12 protein-coding genes are annotated in these 18393 nt (G+C 60.1%); 1 reads left to right on the forward strand and 11 read right to left on the reverse strand.

Annotated features, from left to right (window positions below; all coding sequences use genetic code 11):
- Window positions 1-62: 62 nt before the first annotated feature.
- On the reverse strand, window positions 63-6683 hold the full coding sequence (locus VJU77_04825) for a hypothetical protein (protein ID HKP02670.1): 6621 nt from the start codon (window positions 6681-6683) through the stop codon (window positions 63-65).
- A gap of 256 nt (window positions 6684-6939) precedes the next feature.
- Here VJU77_04825 and VJU77_04830 point away from each other — a divergent pair, with 256 nt between their 5' ends.
- On the forward strand, window positions 6940-7959 hold the full coding sequence (locus tag VJU77_04830) for a GNAT family N-acetyltransferase (protein HKP02671.1): 1020 nt from the start codon (window positions 6940-6942) through the stop codon (window positions 7957-7959).
- A 49-nt stretch (window positions 7960-8008) separates the two neighbouring features.
- Here VJU77_04830 and VJU77_04835 read toward each other — a convergent pair whose 3' ends face one another.
- The 10 genes from VJU77_04835 to VJU77_04880 form a co-directional block, all read right to left on the reverse strand.
- Entirely contained in the window at window positions 8009-8971 is a 963-nt protein-coding gene (locus VJU77_04835) for a glycosyltransferase family 4 protein (protein HKP02672.1), read from the reverse strand.
- A 5-nt stretch (window positions 8972-8976) separates the two neighbouring features.
- Window positions 8977-9969, reverse strand: a complete 993-nt coding sequence (locus VJU77_04840; GenBank protein HKP02673.1) for a hypothetical protein — start codon at window positions 9967-9969, stop codon at window positions 8977-8979.
- Window positions 9970-10015: 46 nt separating this feature from the next.
- Entirely contained in the window at window positions 10016-11164 is a 1149-nt protein-coding gene (locus VJU77_04845; GenBank protein HKP02674.1) for an LLM class flavin-dependent oxidoreductase, read from the reverse strand.
- Entirely contained in the window at window positions 11161-11823 is a 663-nt protein-coding gene (locus VJU77_04850; GenBank protein ID HKP02675.1) for a class I SAM-dependent methyltransferase, read from the reverse strand. The genes VJU77_04845 and VJU77_04850 overlap by 4 nt, the downstream gene beginning before the upstream one ends.
- Window positions 11820-12962, reverse strand: coding sequence for an LLM class flavin-dependent oxidoreductase (locus tag VJU77_04855; GenBank protein ID HKP02676.1), 1143 nt, complete (start codon window positions 12960-12962; stop codon window positions 11820-11822). The genes VJU77_04850 and VJU77_04855 overlap by 4 nt, the downstream gene beginning before the upstream one ends.
- A complete protein-coding gene (locus tag VJU77_04860) occupies window positions 12959-13819 on the reverse strand; it encodes a hypothetical protein (protein HKP02677.1) in 861 nt (286 codons plus the stop codon). Before VJU77_04860 ends, VJU77_04855 begins: the two co-directional genes overlap by 4 nt.
- 19 nt (window positions 13820-13838) lie before the next feature.
- Complete coding sequence (locus tag VJU77_04865) at window positions 13839-14693, reverse strand: phytanoyl-CoA dioxygenase family protein (GenBank protein HKP02678.1); 855 nt, start codon at window positions 14691-14693, stop codon at window positions 13839-13841.
- Window positions 14690-15505, reverse strand: a complete 816-nt coding sequence (locus VJU77_04870) for a hypothetical protein (protein HKP02679.1) — start codon at window positions 15503-15505, stop codon at window positions 14690-14692. Before VJU77_04870 ends, VJU77_04865 begins: the two co-directional genes overlap by 4 nt.
- A gap of 77 nt (window positions 15506-15582) precedes the next feature.
- Window positions 15583-16839: an acyl-CoA dehydrogenase family protein gene (locus VJU77_04875; protein ID HKP02680.1), complete on the reverse strand. Its 1257-nt coding sequence runs from the start codon at window positions 16837-16839 to the stop codon at window positions 15583-15585.
- On the reverse strand, window positions 16829-18343 hold the full coding sequence (locus tag VJU77_04880) for a type I 3-dehydroquinate dehydratase (protein HKP02681.1): 1515 nt from the start codon (window positions 18341-18343) through the stop codon (window positions 16829-16831). Before VJU77_04880 ends, VJU77_04875 begins: the two co-directional genes overlap by 11 nt.
- Window positions 18344-18393: the final 50 nt, after the last annotated feature.

The raw sequence follows: 18393 nt of genomic DNA on the forward strand, positions 1-18393 counted from the left end.
CCGGCACGCGCGCGCAGGAAAACACCGCTCACGCTCGGCAGGGTGCAGCGGAGCGGCCATGCTTATTTCTTCTTCTCCACCCGGAAGATACCCCAGGCGCCGCTAAAGCGTCCCATGAAATTATAGTAGAGATAATCGCCCGGCACCTTGTCCGGTCCTCCCGCGGAATCGATAAGAATATTCAGCGCCTTGTGGGGGACGAGGATGTCGGCGGCCAGCACATTGGACTGCGGATTGTCTCCCAAGGTGGCGGACGAGTTGATCCAAGGTTCCTGTTGCCAGGAATGTCCATGGATCTCGAACATCGTGCTGATGCCAGCCGAATCGCCGCCCGGTTGGAGGACGCGGAATCGGACGGGATCGCCTGCAGTGGCGGTAAAGATCGGTGTCTTCGGTGCTCCGATGGGCGGCCCTGAGGGCAGAGGATTCGGCAAAGAGTTTGAAAGGACCTGGTAATAAGGTGTCGAGGCCGGCGTAGGCGAAGGGTTGCCCAGGCGGAAACCAAGGTCCTCGGAACGATTGTTAACCGCGTACGTGGCTTTCGCCTTGTTCCCAGGCTTATTACTGTCGGTAATATTCGCCTGCTCAATCAGGACGAAGTCGTGGAACAAGAGCTTCTCCTTCTTGTTTGCATCGACGATTCTTGCTTGTTCGGTCACGTAGTCCTTGGGATCCCAATAGGAGTCCGCCGGCTCCACGATCAGCGCCCCAAGCAATCCGACTCCATCCTGATTCAAAGGCGCGGCCGGGCAAAGGTTGGTCGCGCCCAGTTCTCGCGGGTGCGGGCTGTTCAAGCTCTTGCCATCCTCGCTTTGGCTCAAGTCGCCGGCATACCACAAATAGGTGAGCGGGAGCGGGGCGTCGGTCTTGGCTTTGGGAGCAGCCGGCGCAATCGTTTGGACCCGATTAAATCCTACATTCATGCCGTCCGACACACTCACATCGTAACCGAGGAGCTGGGAGTGCAGACCGATCGTCACCGGTGAAGCCGCCGGAGAGGCGGTCGGCGAAGCAGCCGGATTGCCTGTGTTGTTCGTCAGGCTTACTCCCACCCATTGGCCCGCTTTAACCCGCAAGATGAAAGGCGCCCCGGGTTTTGTGGTGACGTCGGTGCCATCGGCCTTCGTTACCCGGACAAGCTTGTCGCCCTTCTTTTCCCAAATTCGGGAGACCGTGTATACGATGCCATTGTTGTTCTGAATCTTTGGGCCCCGATCGTTATAAGTGATGGGGGCATTCTGCGCCACCACCTCGAATTCGACGTCGGGCGGTGGAGGAGGCACGACAGAGAGCGGGAGCTTGGCGGGCGGGGTTGGAGCAGCGGCCGCGAACTGGCCGTGGTCGAGTTCATAAGGACGGCGATTCGCCTCCGGCGGCAGGCGAAGAAGGCTCGGAAGCGGCCTGCGGGTGAATTCGAAATCTCCGATGTTCCCCGTCGATGTTGGCGGGATGTCGTATGACCTGATAATGCCCCACACCCCGTTATTAATTCCGGTGCTCCCGCTGCTCGGCGCGTAGAGATAATCAGCGAAAGGCCGTTCGGCAGTAGTGGACGCTGGAGGCAGCTCGAACTGAAACTCGAAGTGCTCCGAGATGCCCATTTCCTGGCCGTTCTTGAAGCCAGAATTCTTGGCCATCATCTCACCCAGCCATTTCACCCCGTTGATCGTGAAAGAGTGCGGCTGCGTATGCGCGCCGACCAGAGCGCGCACCTGGACCTTGTCGCCCTGATAGCCCCGCATGAGGGGGGTATAAGGATCAAGCGGTGAAAGATTGCCTTCGTTCACCGTGGCAGTTTTTTGGGTCCCTGGACTGGGCTGTGGAAACAGTTTGGGAAGTGCGGCGAAATCTCTCCAGGGTCCGTTGATGTCACCGAGCTTTTCCGGCCGCGCAAAAAGGGATGGCACTGTGCCGTCCGGCGACGCGACTTTCACGTCGGGCTTGTACTGATTCCAGGGCGGCGGGCGGTCGATAGAAGCAAAGGCGAAGGCCATGTCAGTCTGATTGGGCTGCGTCCCACTGGCCACCCGACCGACCGGCGTGGGTGACGGCAAGTTCGATGTCAGGCTAAGTGGTTCGCTTCGGTAATTAACCGAATAGGTTCCACCCCCCGAGCTAACGATTTCCGGTTGCAGTGGGGGGGTATTATTAGGATTGATCGCAAAGCGCCCATCCGACCATGTGGTTCCATGCAGGAACGTTAGTTGGAGCTGCTCGCCATTCTGACCATTGCTTACTGTTGCCAGGCTAAAAGCGGGGTCTTTCGCGTCTGCCCCGCCGTAACGATAGAGGGATTGTGGCGTATCATCGAGGATACCTATTTGGCCCGGCATTCCCGGCGGTAAGGTAACGAACTTTGCCTGATTGGTAAGAGTGATCCCATTCTCTTTCAGGGTCTTGATCATGGTCGGAGGAACAGGCGTATTCGGTTGCGGTAAAGGCGTTGGAAACGTGATCGGGGTGGCGAATTCGTCCGGCTTGAGATCCTTCATTAGCCTGAGTTTTTTCGGGCTGTCTTTGGTATAGGCCAACTGGAGATCCTGGAATTCGACCGCGAATTCACGATAACTCTGAGCGAGATTTTGCGGCTCGATCATCGCTTCCCAGCTCGTGGGCCCGCCATCGCTCCGGTTCACCGGGTCGTAGAGGAGATCGCCCGTCACCGGGTCGCGCCAGGTCGATTTTTCAGGCTCGACCAGAAAGCCGGCGTAGAGACCCGCCTGCTGGTGAGTGGAAGGACCAAAGTGATCATGCGTGAAAACGGTGCGCACGGTGCGGTCGATTCCCTGTTCGTTGAGCAGCGGGTCGGTCGAGAAACGCTGAATGGTGGTCATGGCGCCATTCCAATTCTGTCCCGCCGGCGGATGCAACCGCTGTTCCACGGGAACGCGCTTTTCATCGGGAATATCACCCTGGGTCATCTGCTTTTGGAGATACCCGCCTTCCCACTCGGTGGGGACTGGCTTGGTGGCGACGAACTTGGTCCAATCAATCGCCGGCACGTAGTTCTCGCCCGGCTTTGGCAGCGTCATTTCAAACAGACTGTATTCGGCTCCCGCCTTCGTTGCGAAAGGGCGGGTAATGGCGTGGATCCGCCCGCGGACGTCGTCTGGACTGATGGTGCCATCCTCGTAATTGAATCCGTTGACGGCGCCATCGGACGCGAGGACATCGAACTTCACCAGGTGAATGTGCTGCCCGATAATGTCCGTCGGCGTGCGCACCTGAAAGTCATCCAGCTCATAGTATTCCGGGACCAGATTCGTGTGCCAGTATTCGACGGTCTCGCCGCTGTTGGCGCGGAAGAAGAAAGGCTGGGCCGGCCGCTTTTCATCGAAGGTGGGCTTTACGTCCTCCCACAGCGTGATGAAGCGTTGCTGCGGGTAATGCCAGCCGGCTTTGTTGAAGACCACGTCTTTTTGGATCACGGCCGCGCGGTACTTGCGCAGGCTTCGCACGGCGTTTCCCTGGTCGTCCACGCCGGGATCGGCAAAGGGCGCGCCGCTCACGGGAGCCAAACCGTTATGAATGAAATTGCCCTGCCTGCCATCGGGCTGGACGGTTTTCACGGTCCGCGTCCGATGTGCTTCCATTGCCGCCTTTTCGATCGGCGTGCCGTCCTCGGGGATGCGGTAAGCCACGATGGCACCATCGACTGGTTTCTCGTGGTCGTCGTAGCGGATGTAGTCTTTCGTGAAATCCCAGGGGCTGTGAAATTCGCGCACCACCTGGCCGCCGAGCACCTGGTGGCGCGGCAGCCCGCCATCGATGTATTTTTTTGTGCCGTCCGGATTCAAATCCGGAACTCCATTTTTTTCTTCCCAGCCCATGTCCAAGGGCGGATGGGGCGGGCGATGTCCGGCAACGCCGGGGACAAAGAAGGGGAATCCGGGATTAGAGAAGATCGGCTTGCCATCCTTGTCGAGAACCGGCTTCCCGCCCTCCTGCTTCGGTTCGACCTCGGTCATTCGGCCCATGGTGAGATTCTTACCTCCGCTGTTTTGCCCGGGCGCCGGCTTATCCAAAAAGGGCACCCAGCTTTTCAAATCGGGAAGCGTCGCGGCGCCGCCTGCCGGGGTTGCCGGAAGATCCGGAATCTTCGTTACCCGCACCCGGGGAGGAATGGGCGGCATCGCCAGCGTTGGAAGAGGAACGATCGCCGGGATAGGCGTGCCGGTCTCGATTTCCGCGTCCGGCAAAGCACGGACCCATTGGGCCGGATCTACCTTCCCGTCCGGCTTTCGCACATCCATCACCCGCCTGCTCGGATCCAGGGGCGTCCCTTCCTCGAAGACATCGTGAACCCGCCAGAGCGACCACATGCCCTGGGCAAAGTGGGGATAGAAATGGCAATGGAAAATGGAATCGCCCACCGTCTGGTTGCGATTGCCGCTGCCGTTGTAGGTAATCTCGAGGGTAAACGCAGCGCCCGGAACCAGGAGCTGGCTGTCGAGGTAAGAGCTTTCGTCGGAATTGGGAGTGCGCGGCCACTGGTGAGCGTGGAGGTGATGGACATGCGGAGCGAGTAGGCCGGCGTTGTAAATCCGCATCTTCACGTGGTCTCGCATGTAGCTATGATAAACGTTTGATGGATCATCGGCGTACAACGCCTGCGTCGCCCTCGTGCCGCCGGAATTAGCCGGCCGATCCACCAGCATGGCCGGGTCGCCAACGGCCCACGAACTGAGAAAGAACTCCTCGAATTTTAGATCGGTCCCGTCCTGATTTACTCCTTCTGGACCAACCCCCAGCCGATTGGCGAGGATCTCGGCGCCGATTGCGGCGGAGCCATAATTGATACAGAAACCGTCGTTTCCGGTGCCAAGCATGTTACTGAGTGGACCGCTTCCCTGCTCGGGAAACGCCTGGTTCAAACCCAAGGCAATGTTGTGATAAGCGAGGGCGAACTCGCGATAGGGCAGGGGGCGAGCGGGTAAGTTCGGAATCAGAAACGCGCTCGGAGTCTCCTGCATGTTCCCGAATCCTTCCGCCTGAGGACCGGTGATGATCGCAGTGAGATCGCTGTGAAAGAGCTGCAACTCCACTTCGAGAAAGCGGAGGGTAAGGTCTTTTTGATTCCCCTGGATGATGACCGCGGTGTTCGGCCGCGCTGTGGCGTCCGGCTTCTGTTTCAGATTCATCCCGGTCAGCAGCCAGATATAACCGTTGCTATCGTCGGTCGGAAACGGCTTGGTCGCGTCCAGGGTTCCGTCAAAGTAACCTCGCTGCGGACCGACCCGCGTGAGATTAGGCAGGGAGGAGGTGATGCCCCAGTCATTAAGGACTGGCCAGAGCTCACGCGGCACCGCTCCCGTATCCAGTTGGGTAATCGCATGTTTGTAAAGTTGGGGATTATCAGCGAGTTGAAAAAACTCGGCGCCTTCTTTGACGCCGCGGGCTGGATCCGCGCGTTGGGCCTTCAGGGTTAATTTCGTGCCATCGGGATTCCTCTTCACCTCGGGATAGAGCATCTGGAGCACGGGCCAGCGCGATGGACGGGAGTGCATTGCGGAATCGGCCGGAGCCGGGCTCGCACCGGCGGCGGGACTCGAATACCCGATCCCGTAATCAATCAAAGGGTGCCCGGTATCGCGGGAGAAGATTTTGCCCTGCGGTCGGACACTGCCTTCCTTTTGTTTCTTGAGAACATCTGCCTCCGAGGTCTTGGCGGCCTGACTCATCGGTGCAAAAGAGCCATCCGGAGCGCGCTCGAGATACTCCGGCTTCCTGGTAGCCTCGATCTTCTCCTGCGACACAGCACCATGGAACTGCTTCACCACTTCGGGATCACCGATCACCACCTCCACGTTCTTGACAACGAAATCATGGAGCCGTGTTCGGTAGGTGGTTAGAAACCAGTGCTGCTCCTTGCCTTGCTCGTCGTCGGGCGCGCGGTGAAGCAACATGTTTGCAGGGAGGTTGTGGGAATAATAGGTGGCGTCGTTCAGATCGGTGCGCAGGACCTGGCTGCGGTAATACTCGGCGTTCGGAGGCTGGACGATGACGCAGCCGAAAAGGCCGTTGTTGGCTTCATTCAAGGCCGTGGGGTTCGCCGCGCTATAGAGAACGAAGACTCCCTCGGCATCGACGAAGTAACGGTAAACCCGGCTTGTAACTCGTTGAGGCGCGGCTGTCCCGGCGGGCGTCGGCGTTGGCATCGAGCCTGCATTCGCAGCGAAACTATTATTGTTCTGGCCTACCCAGGAGCTGTCGGAGTCGATGCCTTTGTCCTCATCTGGGTTTTTGGCAAGGCTTAGCCCCATCACGTGGCAGCCGGCGAATTGGCCGGTTGTCTGATTCGTCAACAAATTAGTGAAGCGGATCTCCAGGATGTCACCGACGTTGGCCCGCAGGACCAGGGGGCGCGCGCGCTTGTAATCCTTCCGCTGGACGTTTCCGGCATACCCGATCAGGTTGGGATTCTCGCTGTAACCGGGCAGTGGTCCCTTGGGGTCGATTCGCTCCACGTCCTTCCGCAGAGCGAACATTTCTCCAGCGGTCATGTTTGCGCCGAGGCGATTCAGCATGAAGGGCTGATCGAAGGCCACTACCTCAGCAATGACGACACGGCCGCTCGGCTTCACCTTGGCCTTCGTCTCGTCGTCCGCGTTCGTAAGGCGGCTGGGAAGAAGCAAAAGCGAGATGGAAAGGAGCGCGAGTAGGAGTCTTTTGAGGGTCTTCATGAACGGGGTTTTTTGAGGGTTCAGTGGATCTTCTAAATCTGGGATTTAACCGCCTGTGAGAACTCTTCCGATCTGAAGAACCGCCGAGTTTTTCAGCCGAAACAGTTTCTTTTGTCGCTGATGATGAGGCCGGCGCTTCGCGGCGGGCAAACACCAAGTGTTATCTGGGAGCGACATCTCCCGGATTTTTTTTGGCGCCGAACTCACCCGCGGGATTGCTACGTTCGACTGTCGAGCCCACCATGATGTAACCGTGATGAGTCATCCCCCGAGCGTGAAATCTCCACCACTTCGTTTCGAAACGCTGACTGATCTCGGCGCGGCTCAGCAAATCGTTCCCGCCTGGAACGAACTGCTCGATCGCTCCCGCTGTAACCCCGCCTTTAGCGCGCCGATTTGGTTTCTGGGGGCGTGCCAGGTGCAGCCTGAATTTCTGCCCTGGCTCGTTCTGGCCTGGCGCGGCGACAGTCTGGCGGGTGTTTTGCCCCTCGCCGTCAAGCTAGACACCCGGGAAGCGATTTTCCCGAATGCGATGAGCAATTATAACGACGTCATCGTGGCGGACGGCGACCTGACGACCGCCGCCGGGTTGCTGGAACACGCTCTGTCGGAGCGTGAGGAATTTCGCCGGCTCGAACTGAAATACGTCCGGCAGGATTCGAATTTAATCGCGGCCCTTCGGATCCTGGAGGGCCGGTCCGAATTGACAGCGTGCGGCCTTCCCGGTCCGGAATATTCCTACATCTCGCTCCCCGCGACCCGCGCTGAGTACGTGGCCGCCCGGAGCCGTGCCTTCCGCAAGGGGACGGGCCGGGCAATGCGAAAGGCGGCCGCGAACGGTCTGGGAATGCAGGAGCTGACGCCCGCCGGTTTTCCGCCGGAACGTTTACCCGGGCTCTTTCTCGACCTCAATATCAGCCGGTTCGGCGAGAAAAGTACATTCCGTCGTGTGGCGCAAAACGCTTCGTTTTGCAGGTTGGCCTTGCCGGTCCTCTTCGCCGAGCGCCGGCTCCACGTGTTCGCGATTTGGAAGGACGAACGCATTCTTGCCCTCGACCTGTGCTTTCGCGGCGAACGCAGCCTGTGCACCTGGAACGGCGGATATCCGCCGGAGGCGGAATGCTGGTCGCCGGGCCGGCTCCTTTTGCTGGCGGGAATTGAGCGCGCCTGCGAGCTCGGTTTGGAAGAATATGACTTGCTCCGCGGAAACCAGGAATGGAAAGGCAGATGGGCGAACCGGGCGCGCCGGTTGAGCACGATCGTGCGGGAGGGATAAACATTGAGACGATCATTTGGTGGAACGGGGCCCGCCGGGTGAGTTGCGCTTATCGAGGAGACTTTGCGGGAGCGTTCCGGTTACCGCGGGCGACAACAGCTGCCAGGTCCAGAACATCGCCGCACCACGAGTCCAGCCGCGGCGTCGCTGCAAGCGCGGCGATGTCGTGCCGGCGGTCGAACATTTCTCTTCGCTCGCGATACAGGCTGGCGACGTTTGCCGCCAGTTCGGCGGGGCATTCACCCAAACGTATGAATTCAGGGGCCCGTGCCGCAAAGTGGGGAGCCCAGCCAACGGGTGTAGTCACGACCGGCACACCCGTCGCCAAGGCCTCGAAAAGCGGCAGGGGTCCTGCCTCGGTGATGCTGGTGATAAGCAGGCAATCCATTTTCGCATACAGCTGAGGATAGGTTTCGATCGGGTAATCCGCGCGCTCGTAAAGGGCACACTCAATCCCCAAACCCGCCATCTCCGCCGCCAGACTGTCGAGATTTTTTCCGACAAGCACGACCCGAAAAAAAAGCCCCTCGGCGACCAGACGGTCAGCGATTTCCGGAACCCACTCGGGACGTTTGCGCCAATGATCGCGCCCGACCCAACCCAGATGAAACCTTTCCTGGAGAACGGTGCGCGGTTGAAAGATTTCGAGCGCGCCCAGGGGACGTTCGAGCACGGGCACTCCTTCAAGAGTAATTCCCGCGTCCCGGAGAATGCGGCGTTGCTCCGGATGGCAGAGGGCCAGAGCCCCCGCGGACCGCACCGCGGCGCGATCGCCGCCGGGAAGGTAGTGCCCATCCTGCTCAAAGAGATCGTGGAGGCAGACGACGCTGCGGGAGAGATCGGGTGAGCGAACCGCTTCGCGCGTGCGAATGAAGACCCAGGCGTCAGCTCCACGCTCGGGCCGGTCCGACACTGTGACGCGGAGCCCGGGAACGCGCGTGGCGGCAAAGCGCTTTTTGATGTCGCCGAAAAGCCATTCTTCTCCCTCGGCGCAGACGTTTACTGAGATCATGGCGCTCAGCGCACTCGATGAGCGGGCCGACGGACGCCGCGATCCACTCCCACTTTCTTCCTCAGATATTCGAGTAGTCGCGCCCTTGAATTCCCCATGGCCGGCCCGGTGAGGGGGTAGGCATGCCGGTGGTAATAAAAGTAGATAAACTTGTCAGCCTCTTGCCGCTGCGCTGGCGAGTATTCACGCACATAGGCGAGAGCTGCGTCCAACCCGCCGGGACTGGCGCGAAAGGTCGCCCAGCGATAGTCGCACCGGCCCAGGGTTACCACCGGCTTTCCGTGGATCAGGGCCTCGAAGCCCACGCCGGAAGTCAGAACGACTACGCCGACAGCCCCGGCGATCAGCGCGTGAATATTCTCGTCGACGATCGAGACATAGCGCCCTTCCGCAGCCCGGGCCCGAACGGCCTCCGCGACGTCAGGCGCCTCTCGTCCCGGATGCAGCTTGAACACCACCCGAATGCGCGCGCTATCCGCCCAGTCCGAGAGAAGATTCACGTACTCAACGACGCTTAAGGGTGAGTGAAGCGTCACCGCGTCGTCGGTCGGCAGTTGTAAGGGCGCGAGCAGATACGGACCGAGCGAGGAATCGATGGTGCGCACGGGGGGCTGCCGATGTTTTGAGCTGCCCGATGCCAGAAATTCCCGGCATAACTGAGCGCAGAACCGCCGCGCAGCCGCGGGATCGATCTCGCTGAGATCAGGCGGCGCCTGGAGACCGGAGTGCTCCGGTCCCCACCCGAGATGATCGATGGTAAAGAGGTTCTGGGCGTGCATCTCTTTGTAAAAAAGATCGCCGTCCGGCAGTTGCTCACGGGATTTGTGCGGGTAGATGCGAAAATCGAAGCCCGCCGGTCCTGGGGAGGGTTCCCGGGGAAATTCCAGCTCAGTCACCTGATGTCCCAATTGGACCAGCGAAGCCTTCAGGATGGTTTCGAATCGTCGCCAGCGCTCGACCGGCGGACAGGAAAATAATTGTCGAAGCAATACCTTCATCTCAATTCAGCCACTAGTCCGCGCTGGCCGGCGCCGAGCATCATGACTACGCGGTCTCCACGCGGTTACCTTTGTTCATCTTACTCGAGGCCGGGACCAGCTCCGAACGTGCAGGGTCCATCATTGGGGTCGCCTGTTCCCGCCGGCGCACGAGCGGGATAACGTCGCGGCAAAAAATCCGCATTTCCTCCAGCTTCGGCCATCCATGCAAAATAAATTGAGAGATCCCGGCTTCCTTGAAGTCATGGATCTCATCCGCGACCTCGTCAGGTGTTCCGACCATCACGATACCAGTGGCGCCGAGCGTCCGAACGGCCCCGGCCCAAAGTCTTGGCGTTAACCACTCCGTCTCGCCGAGATCAAACGTCCGGCGCATCGAGCTGGCATCGGACGCTTTGACAAAAACAGCCTCGCTTCGCCGGCGGCGTTCGATGGCCGGTCCTTCGACGAGACTTCGGGCCGCATCGAGGGCTTCCTGGCGCGTCGGCCGGACAATGCAGGAGAGCCGCAGGCCTATCTCGATTCCGCTCTGGCGCACGGCCGCCGCATCCTCCGCCACGTTTTCCGGAGTGTCGGCAAAACGAAGCCAGCAATCGGCGAACCCGCAAGCCGCCTCGCGAGCACTCGCAGATCCGCCGCCGACGTAGATTTCCGGCGCGCGTCGATCGGTCGCCACGAATGGCGTTTTCAAGTGGCCGTCCGCGATACGATAATGCCGGCCGAGGAAATTCACCGCCTCATCTCCGGACCAAAAGCGGGCGCAGATGGTTAGATATTCCTTCATGCGCTCGTAGCGCGCGTCGTGGGCCAGATTATCGCCGTAGGTGAGCTGCTCGGCGGGAGAATGTCCGGCCACCATATTAAGGGTGATCCGACCTGGAGCGAGGGTGGAGAATGTGTTGACCTGCTGCGCGAAAAGCGTTGGAGACATGAGCCCGGGCCGGTGGGCGACCATAAACTTGAGACGCTCAGTCGAGGCCGCCAGAGCCATCGCCAGCACCATCGGCTCGGGCTTGCGGCTACTAACATCCACCAGGACGGAGTCGATTCCGTTTTGCTCTGCCTCGCGGCAAAAGGCGATTTGCGCGGCTATTTCAGGCAGGGCGGTGGCGGCATTGAAACGCTCCGGGGCGATCGCGCCCTCCAGATCGCCGCCTTGGAGCAGCCGCCAATGGAATCGCAGCGGCTTCGTCATATTGCCACGTCCAATTGCGCGCCTTCCTCCTCGCCCAGACAGATAAAGGCGTGCGCTTCGCTGGTTTGGACAAACTCCGTAAAGCGCAAGCCGGGATTGGCCCGGCGAAATTCTCCCCAGGCCCGGCGTTCCCCCCGGTCCGGGTCCCCATAAAAACAAAACCAGTCGTCGAAGACGACGACCGTTCCCGGGCGGAGGAACGGTTTGGCAAACGCCAGCACCGGCACGGTCGAGCTATACAGATCGCAATCGACAAAAATCACAGCGGCTTTTCGCGGAAGCAACGATTCGGCCAGCGCCGGGGTAAGGCTTTCGTCGTAAAAGCCCCTTATCGTCCGGAGACGCTCCCGGGGCATCCCCACTTCGCTGGTGATGGCGAGGAACTCTTCTTCGCTCGTTGCCAGCGCGCCAGCTGTCCAGGCCGGCGACCGGTCGATTTCCGGAATTTCCGGCAGCCCGGCAAAAGAGTCGAAGCCGACATAAGTCCAATTGAAAAGCGCGCCAGTGAATTCCCAGGCCAGACGCATGGTTCGCCCCTTGTGGCAGCCGAATTCGAAATAATAACCGTCAGTTACAGAATTGAGGTAGCAGAAGCGAGCGATCGAAAGGAACAGATACTCACGCTGCCAATCGCGAAACATTTCGTGGCTGAGCTTCATGCGGAAGGCGAGCTCGCTGCGGCTGGTTCGCATCTCTCCGATGCGCGAACCCGGGGGAGAATTTCTTGTCCGAAGAAAACCATTTCCTCCAAATCAGGCCAGCCAGTGAAGAGGAACTGGGTGACTCCGATCGCCTTGTATGCCAAAAGCGAAGCGGCGATTTCTTCCGCCGATCCGACCAAGGCAATCGCCGGAGCACCGAGGACTTTTACAGCTCCGGTCCAGAGAGTAGACGTGGCCCACTCGGTGGAACATTCACGCGCGAGGGCGTAGGTGGTTTGAAAAGCAGCCGCGTCCGTTTGGCGCTCGAACTTGCGCTGGGTGTGGCAAGCCGTTTCGTCGAACCGGTCGACGAGATCGTGGGCCGCGCGGATCGCCTCGCTTCGGGTCGGCCGCGCGACGAGCGAGACGAGGAGACCTACTTCCGTCCCGGTTCGCACGACCGGTGCGATGGCAGGCGCCAGGGTCTCCGGCGGCTCGGCAAAGCGCCATAGGCAATCGGCGTGGCGGATCGCCAGGGCCGCGCTCTGCTCCGAGTTGCCGCCTAGATAAATCTCCGGCCGGCGCTCTCCATTAAGGCTGAAAGGCGTCGGGAGCCGCCCCCCCTTCACTTGGTAATAGCGGCCGGTAGAGTTGACCTCCGCACTGTTCGAATCCCAAAATGCCCGGCAGACGGTGAGAAATTCATCCAGCCGGTCATAACGTTCTTCGCGCGGCAGCCAGTCGCCGTAATATTGAAGTTCACGCGGCGTATGGCCCCCGACGATGTTGATATGCACGCGGCCATCAACAAGGAGCGAGAGGGTGTTGATTTGTTGAACGAAGGCCGCGGGCGAGATCAATCCCGGCCGGCAGGCAATCATGAACTTCACGCGCTCGGTTTTTTGGCCGAGGCAAATTGAGAGCAGGATCGGATCGGGCCGCGCGAAACCGATTGCCATCAGGAGCGAATCGATCCCGTTTTCATCCGCGCACTGGCAGAGCTCCAACTGCGCCTCGAACGGCAATTGGCCCGACTGCGCTTTCGCGGACGTTGCTCGCCGAAAAGGTGTGCCCGCCTGTGAGAGGCTCCAGTGGAACCGAAGCGGTTTTGGTGAGACCGCCGATGCCGCGTCCGGTGGCGGTGTGAGTGCAATCATCGTCGCACCGCCTCCTGCCGGTAGAAGAACTCACGCTTGAAGTAGTTCGAGCGCGAACTCGCGTCTTTAAATCTGTGATAAGACGCAATAATGATCAGTCCCTTGTTCTCGTTTCCCGCGAGGGTAATCTCAGCGAAGTCGAAGACATAACGCGCGATAAAGGCCAGGCCTCGTGGAGAGGATACATCGTAAGCGTGCGGGGTTACTTCCGCCTCCCCCCAATCTCCGGGATAGCCCGATCCGGAAGCACGCACGTAAAAGCGCTCGCCGCGTTTCGTGAAGTCGAAGTGCGTGATAGCCAAGGTTTCGGGATTCGTGTTTGTCCAATGCCCGACGTAGTGGGCCAGGTCTACCGCGCCCACCGAGGTCCCGCTCTGGATCGGCAAATCCGCACGCGTCGCGCATGCCGCCTCCGCCGGAAGAGGCGCGGGATTGTGGGCCACTTCTTTGCTGAAAAACTCTCGCGTGAAGTACGGTGGCCGCCCGCTTTCGTCGGCAAACCGATTGTAACTCTGAATCACCAGGACTCCATATTTCACATTCGTGGCTAGCTGCGTCTGCATGAATCCGAAGTCGTAATGGGCAAGAAATCCAGTGACCAGGGACGATCCGATCCGATCCACATAAGGAGTCGCGGGCACCTCTCCCCAGTCGATCGGCGCGGTGCCATTGGCGCCAAAAGCGCGCATCGCGACCACCCCATCCCGGACCGAGAGAATGACCTTGCTGATTTCGCTCGTTCCTGGGTCGGTATTGAACCAGGTCCCTGCGAGCTGCGCAGGTTCGGGTTTTACTGCCGCACTTTCGGCGTTGCATCGGTCGTTACCGCGAGTGTGCTTCATTTCCGGCTCAGGCATACACAGGCTCCGAAACGGCCTAGGACGGTGCCTGGCGCAGGCGGGCTTCGGTGGTTCGGCGGACCAACTCAGCTTGCGCGGCAATTGCCTCGCGAAAGCTATAGGCAGGCGGTGACGCGAGGCTCTGGAAATAGCCTTCCTCGTTCCGGCCACGAGCCAGCACGCTTGGTACCTTTTCGACGCACTGCCGCACTGAGGGCGCTACATAGCGAATGGCGAAACCCAACCTGGGGACGGACGAAATATTGGCCTTCGATCCATGGATCAGGTTGACGTGATGCAGCGACATCTCTCCCGGTTGCAGAACGACATCCGTGGCGTCGCGCTCATTCACTTCACACCTCACTTCGAGTCCGCTGGGCAGAAGATTGTTTTCCGACTTGGCCGAACCGTCATGTGGCACCCGGTCGTGGTGAGAACCTCGCACGACACGCATGCAGCCATTGGTTTCATTGCTATCCGAAAGAGCAACCCACGCCGAAACGAGTAACGGTTCGCTTAGATTCAGATAGAACCCATCCTGATGCCACGAGACGAAGGCGCCATCCCCGGGGTATTTGCAGAAGAGCGTCGCATGATGAACCAGAATATGGGGGCCGATGATGGCTTGGACGGCGTCAAGAATGCGCGGGTGGGTCGCCAGATCGTAAGCCCACCGGTGAAAGAGATGGGGATTGCGCGATTGCGCGGCATTCGGGCGAGAGCCGAGTTGCTCGCAAAACCTTTCGTACTCACTGCGAAAGCGCGCCGTTTCGTCTCGCGACAAAACCGGGATGGGAAAAAGAATCCCCTCGCGCCGGTAGGTGGCAACTTCCGCTTCGCTCAGAAATCCCATACTTGAGGTATCGGAAGAAGCAGTGGCCTGGGTCTTCATGGGAGGCTGAGGGGACCGCGTCCATCCACACACGCGATCCAGGATCCATCGTTGATCCGCTGCGGATCGAGATGGTGCATGCCCGATTGATTCCAGGTTTCCTGCCCGGGCCCGAGGATCGGATCGAGGCCGAGTTCGCTCTCCGCGTACGAAGCGGTGGTAAGGTCCGTAACGCGAAAGGCCCGCACGGCGGTTCCGTATTGCGGGCGGCAATCCTGGCCGAATCGAATCGGCTTTCCATCGCAAATCGTGACTCGTCCTGCCGGGCGGGCCAGGGATTTGTCATTTTCAATGAGCGGGCGAATCGCGTGTTCCTGCCAGTCTCCTTCCAAGGTTGGGGCACTGAAAAGATTCAGCATGTCATGTCCGAACGGTCTGCCGGAGCAGAAGAGCCACCACCGGCCGTCGTGCTCGAACACACTCGGGTCGGCGTAAATGCCTGCGATCAAATCCTTCACATGGCGCCATTTCGTCGGAAAAGGATCACCGGCATAAAGGCGCACCGTCCCGGTTTCGATCGTTTCCGGTATCATGTAGTGCCGCCCCTCCGCCTCGAAGACATATGGATAAGAAAGATGAAACGGCTCCCGCAAGACCACGCCTTCATATCTCCACTCGATTCCATCGGAACTGCGAGCCATTGCGATCTCGCCTCGCCGAGTTTCTGCGTTCTTGACCTCCATGAACATCACCCAGCCATCGCCATCCCGGACCAAAAACGGGTCGGCGACTAACGTTGCCCGAATATCGGTTACCTCATGTCGCGTCAGGACCGGATTGCGCACCCCCTGGGCCGGCGCCAGCGTTTGCAAAGAAGGTCCGGAATAGATGCCAATGGACCAAGTCGAAGCCGCTCGACCGTCTCTGTATCCCGTTTGCGGAGCGCAGCTCATGGGATACGAGCTTTACTTTCCGGCAGAGGAGCGCTGGTCGCGGGATGAGTGCCGTTTCCGCCGATTTGATGGAAAAAAGAGGGATCGTTCGCGTTGCCGAGCAATTGCTGCCCGACGGTTGCCAGGACTTGGTCCGCATTGTCGTGGCGCACGTAAAGCGACAAATCGCGATAGATGCGCTCGACCGGGCTCGGTTTCAGGAGGGCGCGCGCCCCACAAGCGCGGACACAGTGATCGAGCGTTTCGGTAGCCAGCTTTTCCACCAGATATCGCACCTTCGGCGCCGACACTTTCGCCTCCTCGATACGATTATCGTCCCAGAGATCGGCCACGTGTTTCAGCCAAAGGTGCGCCGTCTCGATGTTCAGCGACATGGCAGCGATGCGATGGGCGACGTAGGGATCGTCCGCTCGTTTCTGTTTGTGAATCGAAGCGAGCGCGTATTCGTAAGCCGCCTCGGCTCCGCCCAGGAAAGTGGCGGCGTAATGGGGCGAGAAGCGAGTTTGCCAGCCTTCGGAAAGATATTGCCCCGGGCGGCCGATCACATCCGCGTCCGGGATAAATACATCATCGAATTGAACCCGGTAGCTGACCGTTGCCCGCATGCCGATCGGGTTCCACCAGGAGCTGTCGTAGCTCACGCCCGGTCGCGCGAGATCGCACCCCAGGAGAAATAGTTGATCGGCCGACCCGGTGGCGTGGCGCGCTCCACCGGGTCCGGCGGCGTTTACGAGCAGAATCGCCCAGCGCGCGTGGCCGGCGCTGGTGGCGTACGCTTTCGTGCCGCGGAGAATGTATCCACCCGGCACGCTCTCCAGCGAAGTTCCGAAGGCGGCTTTCTGCCCGGGCACGCTGGCCTGCGGCTCGCCACTCCACGCTACCCACAACTCGCCGCGTGAAACGATTCCTTCAAACCAGCGCTCTTTCTGTTCGTCGTTCCCAAGCGCCGAAATCAGGACCTGCGAATTGACATGTCCCTCCCAGCAGCGCGCCAGCGACATATCCGCCCGCGCGAGTTCCACCGTCATTAACCACAGCGTATGAGTGTCCAGGCCCGGCCCCAGCCCAAGTCCGCCGTAGCGCGCGGGCACGCAGGGCGCGTGCAACGAAGCACGGAACAAATCGTCGAAGTCCAGCGCGGGGAATTCTGCCGCCGCATCATAATCATTGGCGCGGCCCGCGAATAGTCCCGCGGCGAGTTCCCGGATTCGCTCCACATGGCTAGATCCCGGCGGCGGCGCATCAGGCAGCATGGATGCCTCCGTTTCCTAAATTAGCAAAATTGGCAATTGAGAGCCGGTCATTGGATCGGTCTTGATGGGGCAAGAGCGCGCCGTTTTTTCCGTCGGCAGCCGGAAGTCCCAGGAGGCGGCGGCCGAGACTCATCGGCATGGTTTCGCCAGTCATCAAATAGTATTGCCGTCGAGCCTGCGCGAGCAGGATCTGCCATCCATCGACAACCTGGTGTCCCAAGGCCCGGGCTTGCTCAGTCAAAGCCGTGTCGCCCGCGTGGTTGTAAACCATGTCTACTACCGTCGCTTCCTGGTCGAGCTCTGCCAGATTTAACGGAAGCTGTTCGCCATTCCGGCCCACCGGCGTCGCATTGACGATCGCGCCGTATCCCCGCGCCGAGAATGACTCCAGCGGCACGAAGGGCAGGCCAAGGAGTTGCGCCGCCCATTGCCCGCGCTCGGCGCCGCGGTTTACCAACGTCACGTTCGCGCCGGCCTGTCTCAGGGCCGCCGCCGCAATGCGTCCGGAGCCGCCGCAACCGATAATCGCCACTTTCGTGCCGGGTCGCGGATGGCCGATGGACATATTATGGAAAATGCCCTCGGGATCTGTTGTCGAAGCGGTCCATTCGTTTCCCCGACGCACGAGGAGATTGCTCGACACGCATTGCCGGCAGAGCGGCGCGCAATGCGTGGCCACCTCAAGGGGGGCTTCCTTGTGCGGTGAGACAACCGTGAGTCCCATGATCGGAAAGCCGATCGCTTCCATCGCGCCGCTGAGCACGAGCCGATTCCAAAACTCCTGGAAGCTGTCTGCCGGGAAACTCAAAAACAATCGCCCAAAACCACTCGCTTGATAAGCGCCGTTGTGCACCCGAGGGGAAAGCGAGCCCGAGACCGGCTGCCCGATGATGGCAAATATCTCCCGCACCGGATAGAGATCCGGGAAACCGTAGTCCTGCACGAGATCTCGGATCGTTAGTTCCAATCCCGCCGGATCGCTTTCACCCCACACGCTGGCAAATGCGATTGGCGCACCCAGTCTCGGCGCAAGCATTCGCGTCCATCCGCCGCTGGCGCCCTCGGCATAGGCGGCCACGTCTGCCCGATTCACGCGGTGCAGAAATTGTAAAGCCGCCAGGCCGGCCTCTACTCCGCCAGACTCCACCTCAAAACGGAAAAGGCGGGCAGGCGTTCCCGTAACGGCGCCGAGCCGCGTCTCCAAGTATTCCGGTGCGGCGGCCTTTCCACGCCATGAGACGATCCGTCTCCCGGGTGGGATCACCCTTATAACGTCGGGAACCAGGTCATATTCCGCGTCTAAGTTTACAAAATCATAGGCTTCCGCCGCCTTCTTCAACTTCCGGTGTCGCTGGGCCAGGGAGAGACAGCCGCGCGTTTCTTCCCTGGAGATTTGCAACGTGTAGAGCAGCCGCCTTTCCTTCCACCGCTCGCGCAGTTCTGCCGGATCAAGCTCGGGAAGCAGGTCCGCGCGAACCTCGATCCAGTCGCAATGCTCCACCATCGCAGGAAAAGATCCGCTGTCCGAGATCTCCCGGGCAGATTCAAGTACCC

This window comes from Chthoniobacterales bacterium, from assembly GCA_035274845.1.
Taxonomy (GTDB): domain Bacteria; phylum Verrucomicrobiota; class Verrucomicrobiia; order Chthoniobacterales; family UBA10450; genus AV80.

Bases quoted from the DNA above. Each gene is read 5' to 3' on its own strand.
- VJU77_04880 (HKP02681.1), bottom strand. From the start codon at position 18,343: ATGGTGGAGCATTGCGACTGGATCGAGGTTCGCGCGGACCTGCTTCCC.
- VJU77_04875 (HKP02680.1), bottom strand. From the start codon at position 16,839: ATGCTGCCTGATGCGCCGCCGCCGGGATCTAGCCATGTGGAGCGAATC.
- VJU77_04865 (HKP02678.1), bottom strand. From the start codon at position 14,693: ATGAAGACCCAGGCCACTGCTTCTTCCGATACCTCAAGTATGGGATTT.
- VJU77_04860 (HKP02677.1), bottom strand. From the start codon at position 13,819: ATGCCTGAGCCGGAAATGAAGCACACTCGCGGTAACGACCGATGCAAC.
- VJU77_04840 (HKP02673.1), bottom strand. From the start codon at position 9,969: ATGAAGGTATTGCTTCGACAATTATTTTCCTGTCCGCCGGTCGAGCGC.
- VJU77_04845 (HKP02674.1), bottom strand. From the start codon at position 11,164: ATGACGAAGCCGCTGCGATTCCATTGGCGGCTGCTCCAAGGCGGCGAT.
- VJU77_04850 (HKP02675.1), bottom strand. From the start codon at position 11,823: ATGAAGCTCAGCCACGAAATGTTTCGCGATTGGCAGCGTGAGTATCTG.
- VJU77_04835 (HKP02672.1), bottom strand. From the start codon at position 8,971: ATGATCTCAGTAAACGTCTGCGCCGAGGGAGAAGAATGGCTTTTCGGC.
- VJU77_04830 (HKP02671.1), top strand. From the start codon at position 6,940: ATGAGTCATCCCCCGAGCGTGAAATCTCCACCACTTCGTTTCGAAACG.
- VJU77_04855 (HKP02676.1), bottom strand. From the start codon at position 12,962: ATGATTGCACTCACACCGCCACCGGACGCGGCATCGGCGGTCTCACCA.
- VJU77_04825 (HKP02670.1), bottom strand. From the start codon at position 6,683: ATGAAGACCCTCAAAAGACTCCTACTCGCGCTCCTTTCCATCTCGCTT.